The sequence below is a fragment of the Microcoleus sp. PH2017_09_SFU_O_A genome, assembly GCF_020738625.1.
Classification (GTDB): Bacteria; Cyanobacteriota; Cyanobacteriia; order Cyanobacteriales; family Microcoleaceae; genus Microcoleus.
In genome coordinates this window covers 1-5897 of sequence record NZ_JAEQCF010000159.1, presented here as the reverse complement: position 1 = coordinate 5897, position 5897 = coordinate 1, and the positions used below count along the sequence as shown (strand labels likewise).

General features: G+C 44.1%; 6 protein-coding genes and 2 pseudogenes. 6 read left to right on the top strand and 2 right to left on the bottom strand.

Annotated elements, in window-relative coordinates; genetic code table 11:
- Positions 1-116: 116 nt before the first annotated feature.
- A pseudogene (locus tag JGK16_RS32055) lies at positions 117-277 on the top strand (ISKra4 family transposase); the annotation flags it as partial.
- Between the two features lie 180 nt (positions 278-457).
- On the opposite strand, the gene JGK16_RS32050 reads toward JGK16_RS32055, so the two are convergent.
- The gene (locus tag JGK16_RS32050; RefSeq protein ID WP_293193903.1) at positions 458-1501 is read right to left on the bottom strand and encodes an adenylate/guanylate cyclase domain-containing protein; all 1044 of its coding nucleotides are present in this window, start codon (positions 1499-1501) and stop codon (positions 458-460) included.
- 212 nt (positions 1502-1713) lie between these two features.
- Here JGK16_RS32050 and JGK16_RS32045 point away from each other — a divergent pair, with 212 nt between their 5' ends.
- The 3 genes from JGK16_RS32045 to JGK16_RS32035 all read left to right on the top strand — a co-directional run bounded on the left by JGK16_RS32045 (position 1714) and on the right by JGK16_RS32035 (position 4171).
- Positions 1714-1920 (top strand): hypothetical protein, encoded by a 207-nt coding sequence (locus tag JGK16_RS32045; protein ID WP_293203586.1) that lies wholly within the window; start codon positions 1714-1716, stop codon positions 1918-1920.
- Between the two features lie 55 nt (positions 1921-1975).
- Entirely contained in the window at positions 1976-3109 is a 1134-nt protein-coding gene (locus tag JGK16_RS32040; RefSeq protein WP_293193905.1) for a class I SAM-dependent methyltransferase, read from the top strand.
- 282 nt (positions 3110-3391) lie between these two features.
- Positions 3392-4171 carry a photosystem II S4 domain protein gene (locus JGK16_RS32035; RefSeq protein ID WP_293187081.1) on the top strand — a complete coding sequence of 260 codons (780 nt, stop codon included), beginning with the start codon at positions 3392-3394 and terminating at the stop codon, positions 4169-4171.
- 194 nt (positions 4172-4365) lie between these two features.
- Here JGK16_RS32035 and JGK16_RS32030 read toward each other — a convergent pair whose 3' ends face one another.
- Positions 4366-5154 carry an SDR family oxidoreductase gene (locus JGK16_RS32030; RefSeq protein WP_293193907.1) on the bottom strand — a complete coding sequence of 263 codons (789 nt, stop codon included), beginning with the start codon at positions 5152-5154 and terminating at the stop codon, positions 4366-4368.
- A 98-nt stretch (positions 5155-5252) separates the two neighbouring features.
- Here JGK16_RS32030 and JGK16_RS32025 point away from each other — a divergent pair, with 98 nt between their 5' ends.
- Together JGK16_RS32025 and JGK16_RS32865 are read left to right on the top strand one after the other, a co-directional pair.
- Entirely contained in the window at positions 5253-5654 is a 402-nt protein-coding gene (locus JGK16_RS32025) for a hypothetical protein (protein ID WP_293187083.1), read from the top strand.
- Between the two features lie 92 nt (positions 5655-5746).
- Positions 5747-5897, top strand: a pseudogene (locus JGK16_RS32865) (RNA-guided endonuclease TnpB family protein); the annotation flags it as partial.

The following is a 5897-nucleotide window of genomic DNA, read 5'->3' as shown; positions in this document are numbered from 1 at the left end:
TTTCGGCAGAAAAAAATTGACAAAACTTATATTGCCGAGGCGATCTCGAATTCACTTATCTTTCTAAATGCTGTTTTCTGACTTTTTCAGCAAGCCCTAACTATGAGCAATTATCATCAGATAAGATTTGTTCCATAGGCTCGGGAGCGGTGGAATCGGCTGTCAAACAAATAGATAGAAGGTTGAAAATTTCTGGAGCTCAATGGTTGAAAAAAAATGTCATAACAAGATGCTAAAACTTCGTTGTGCTTACCTCAACGACCTCTTGGCTATTTGAGGCTTTTGCAAAACCGGGATGCTCCCGTCATGCTTCGCCCCTACACACATATTTGATAAACACAGATGTACCAGATTTTTCTTTAAGGATTGTCGATGTATTCGCACCCTACGAATAATGTTGCCATACCGTTGAATGCTTTAGTATCACAATAATTATATGCTCAGATTAATCTAAGTTTCACGATCCAAATATTTTCCGAATCCAATTCCGCAGCGCAGCCAATAAACCCATTAAATTCTTGAAAAACCCCTGCAAAAAAGAACTTTTCTCAACCTCGAAAATCTCCTCGATTTCCACCGGGAGCGGTGGCATTCCGACAACTTCGTAAAGCGGATATTCGCCGCTCTTTCCGGGGATTTTAACTGATACGCACTGGTTGACGATCGCCAAATCCTTGATTTCCTCATAAGTTTCCTCGGAAATCAGCAAACTTGTTCCCACTTGCTTGTTCGCAGCTTCAATCCGGCTGGCAAAATTTACCGCATCCCCGATCGCCGTTACTGTCTGATTTTTCTTGGCCCCCAGATTCCCCACAACCGCCAAACCGCAGTGAATCCCAATCCCAATCCGCAACCTGTGACTGTATAAAGTCTCAAAATACGGATTGAGTTTGTCCAATTCCTCCAGCATTTCCACCCCAGCCCTCACCGCTTGTTCGGCCGCCTTCTCTGAATTTTCCAACCCAAACAGCGCCATAAAACCGTCGCCCATATAATTATTGATCATCCCGCCGTTGCGGTTGATTACATAACCCATTTTTTGGAAATACCGATTTAAAATATAAATTACATCGTAGGGTAATAGCGATTCTGCAAAGGCGGTAAACCCTCGAATATCGGCAAACAAAATTGCAATTTTCTTTTCTTGACCCACAGGTGCAGAAATCAAGTTTCCGGCGATTTCGTCGTTAAATGTTTCTAAGTCTTCAGAATCGATCGCCAATCTCCGCAAAATCACCTTCCCGCCCGCCACCTGTGTCTGACAAGCCAGCCTAATTTCCGGCTCTAGGCGCAGTTTTTGGGCGAGCTCATCTTCCGCTGAATTGCGGGGCGAGCAAAATTCCAAACCTTCGACTATCAAGACACGACAAGTCGAACACCGCGCACTACCACCACAGGCGTGGGTGTGGGGAATGCCGGCACGCAGGGAAGCTTCCAGAATTATATCGTCGTCGTCTATCTCGATCGCGCGATCGTCCGGCAGATAGTGAATCTGTGGCATATGTGGCGTTTCTAACTAAGTAGCGAGGCATGAGCGGACATCTGTTATTGCAGTGACTCTGTATGCAAACCCGGTTTTTCGACATCTTTTCTGCATTCCCTGATTGATTCAGTATAAGTCGCGATCGACATTAGCTTCTCGTGCCGTCACCTCAACCGCCAAACTCACTCAGCATTAAAATCGCGATCGCACAATGAAAACACCTCAATTATATGCCAAGTAAAGCCTTTGGAATCAAGCTCAAAGCTCAAAGCTCAAAGCTCAAATTAACTGACATAATTCTTAATAAATTTATGATAGCTCAAAACCCTTTAAATCCGTTATTAAATTCCCTGGAACCGCCAGATATTTTGAGAGTTTTGCAGGCTTTTTTCTTCCAAACCTTACTTGATAAGAGTTTGAGCTTTTTTGTTCCCTAAGGAGCAGCCAATTTGCTTGAGATAGAATAGCAGCATCTTTAAAACCCGTATAACCATGAGTTCATCAACAGCCCTACAAAACATCGAACAGCACATCCCGCTGGTGGGAAATATCCATCTCAAAAGTCCGATCGCCTATCGAGCAACCCGCGTCGCAGTCAGTGCGGTTAACGCGGTGCAAATGGCAGTAGCAGAGTCTTATATCAACGGCTTAGAAGTACCGGATTCTGTATTGCGAGGTCTTTTTGATACCTGTATGCCCGTCTTTTTTAAGTATTTTCCCTCTCTGCTCGCACCCTACGAATGGGTACTCAAAGAAACAGAACACACCGCGGAAGGCCCGCGAGATTTAATGAAACTTCAGTACGACTTACCTCAAGCCATGCTGAATCCCATGTTAGGCGAGAGCAAACTGATTTATCCCAAATACAGCATGGGATTGTGGGAAAAAGGAGCAGCCAACCTCGAACAATCTCAAATTCAGATGATTGATGATGTAATTGAGAAACTAGAGATTCAGGATGGCGATCGCATTTTAGACTTTGGCTGCGGTTGGGGCTGCGTTCCCAATTACATTCTTTCCAAATTCCCCAATGTCCAGTTTACTGGCATTAATCTCAGCCACCATCAATGCGAATATATGCGTCACAGGATGCAAGATCCCGACAGCTACCTCAGTTCAGGTCGATTTACCTTATTTGAAGGCGATTTGAACGACGCCCAATTCGATACCAAATTTGACAAAATTCTCTCGATCGGAGTTTTTTGTCATGTCGGTAATTTAACCAAAGCTTTTCAAAAGCTCTCCTCTTTCCTCAAAGATAACGGCCGCGCTTTCATTCACATCATCACCGTTCGCACCCCTAACAACATCTCCAGTGTTTTCACCCACAAATACATTTTCCCCCACGGTCGTTACTGGAAATACGATGCCGTTCCCAGCCACAACAAAGACCTCAAAACCATCAAACAATGGTATCTCAACGGTTACAATTACTCTACAACCTTTGCTAACTGGCTGAAAAACTTTGATGACTCTCAGGCGATAGTCAAAGATTTAGACTACGGCATCGACTATGCCAAATTCCGCAGAATCTGGCGGTTTTACTTGATTTGGTTTGTTGCTAATTTCGCCAGTTGCGATGGTGAATATAACGGCAACGGTCAATATTTAATGGTTCATTCCTAATCGCTGACATTCCTGGACGCATCAACCGAGTTTTTCAACACCCGTAATCCGTTAATGAGAAAATCTCACCTGTAGGGAAACGACACTGCCGTTTCCGGCGGGGAGTTAAAGCAATAACAGATAATTGTTGCTACGGTTATCAAACGTAGCAACAATTTTTAATAATTGGTATTATTTGACAATCTTAGACTATAATTAAAGTAGTGGGACTGCTAAAGAAGTAGACTTTTTAGTTGCTACACCAACGTTTGGCAATTTCAAATTAGAATCTAAAATTGACTGATGTTACAAAAAGAAGAACTGTTAAAAGGCATCGAAAACCGCGAATGTGTGGCGCGGGCATTAGACCAAGCTGAACAAGCAATTAAAACTTGGGAAGTTACTCTGACTGATTTTCTGTCGCCCCCGGAGTTGGCGGACACTCTGACGGTATTTAAGCGCTTAACTGATGTGGAATTAGTGGCTTGGGGTGGCTATCCCCAGGGTGAAAGGCAGAGAATTGCGATCGCCCGATCGGAAATCCCGATCGACTCTGGGAGTGTTAGCATTGCTGCGGTGGAGATAGCCGGCAATTTCCTGTTTGACACCGCCAGTCACCGCGACTTCTTAGGCGCAATGCTGGGTACGGGGATTGTCCGCGAAAAAACCGGGGATGTGATTGTCTTGGGGGAACGGGGCGCGCAGGCGATTGTCATGCCGGAGATGGTAGAGTATTTGGAGATGAGTTTGCAGCAAGTGCGATCGGTTCCGGTAAAAACTCGGCGCATTGAGTTGAGCGAACTAAAAATTAGAGAACCGAAAAAGAAAGAAATGACAACCGTTGAAGCATCGATGAGATTGGATGCTGTTGCTTCTGCGGGATTTGCCATGTCTCGCAGCAAAATGGTTGATTTTATTGACAGAGGGGACGTGCGAGTTAATTGGAAGGACATCACCCAAGCTAGTTATAACGTTAAGTCGGGAGATTTAATCGCTGTTACTGGTAAGGGAAGATTGGAAATTGGGGAAGTTATGATTACTAAAAAAGAACGCTATCGAGTGCAGTTAACTCGATATCTGTAATTTTGACCACATCGTTGAGTTAAAAGAAACCGGGTTTTTTACGATATTTAAGGTGACAACGAATTATTTCGAGAAAAACCCGGTAAAACCCGGTTTCTGCCCACATCGTTGAGTTAAAAGAAACCGGGTTTTTTACGATATTTAAGGTGACAACGAATTATTTCGAGAAAAACCCGGTTTCTGGCCACCTTCAGTTATCCTGGCTTACGCTGAAATAGCTTGGCTATCGAGTTTACCAAAAGTTCTCGCGGCATAAATCGGGGCATATTTACGATGAGTGGATTGGGGAATCCGCCCGTCACGACGTTAGACTGATTTTTCTCTAAAGCTTTGAGTGCATCTCGCACTACTTCATCGGCGGGGACGAGTTTTTGCCCGCTGCTAGATGCTAGGGATGCCGGAAATTCTGCTGCTTTAAAAAAATCGGATTCTGTGGGGCCCGCACAAAGTGCTAAAACCCGAATTCCTAAATCTTTGTTTTCCGCCCAAAGTGCCTCGCTGAAACTCAAGACAAAAGCTTTAGTTGCTGCATAAATTGATAAATACGGCATCGGTTGAAAGGCTGCAATAGAAGCAACATTGATGATACTTCCCGATTTTCTATCCCGCATTCCCGATAAAAATAAGTGCGATAGTTCAACTAATGCTACAATATTCAGTTGCAGAATTCCTACTTGTTTTGCTAAAGGGCGATCGGCAAAAGCACCATAATCCCCAAAACCCGCATTGTTCACCAACAAATCAACCGTCCAACCTTTTTGGGCAACCGCATCAAATACAGCAGTGGTGGCTCCTGGCGCAGTCAAATCTTGAACGATAATTTCGACCAAAATATTGAATTCCTGTTGCAGTTTAGCAGCTAGCTGCTGCAATTTGGCTTCGGAACGAGCTACCAAGATTAGATTGTGCTGGCGTTGGGCTAATTCGATGGCAAAGGCTGCGCCTATTCCGCCTGAAGCACCGGTGATTAAAGCAGTTGGCATGAACTTAATTTAGATTATTTGATTGGGGCTTTATATATTTTAACAATTATCTCGTCTAGCAGCCTGTAGAATAATTAAATAGGGAATAGGTGAGTTTTATGGGGCGTCTTACCGATCGAGCTTTTGACATTTTACGGGCCCAAGTTGACAAGTGCGCGGCTGATGATGCTCTAGCGGGTGGGGTTTACCGCAAGATGGTGATGAAGCGGCTGGAAAAATTGCGATCGCAAAACGGCACTTTCGCATCCAGAGAAGAAATCCGCGATACTTTCAAAGACGAATTTCCCAACTTCAGCGAAGAAGCTCTCAAAGCTGCTGTTAAAGCCAACCGCGCGCCCGGATTTTTTGATAAAATCATCTGGGTTGGCGGTTTGCTGGGTGGCGCAGCGGGGATAATTTGGCTGATTAACCTGCCTTTCCCGATGATTCGGTGGCCCGTGGCGAAAACTATGCCGATATTGCTGCTGCCGAGCTTTATTAGTATTATAAAACTTTATTAAGTTTGTAAGCAGTAGTAAGCAATAGTAGTATCATATAGTCAAAATGGTCAACTGAGAGAATTATTGCGAGCGTCCAAAAATGGAGAGTCTGAATGCAACTAGCAGAGAGGCACATCATTAAATCCACCGAGAATCGTTTTGTTAAAATTGACGAATTAGCCTTTAAATCCAAAAATTTGTACAACGCGGCTAACTACCTTATCCGTCAAAGTTTTGTCTATGGATGGGGTTATATCAATTACA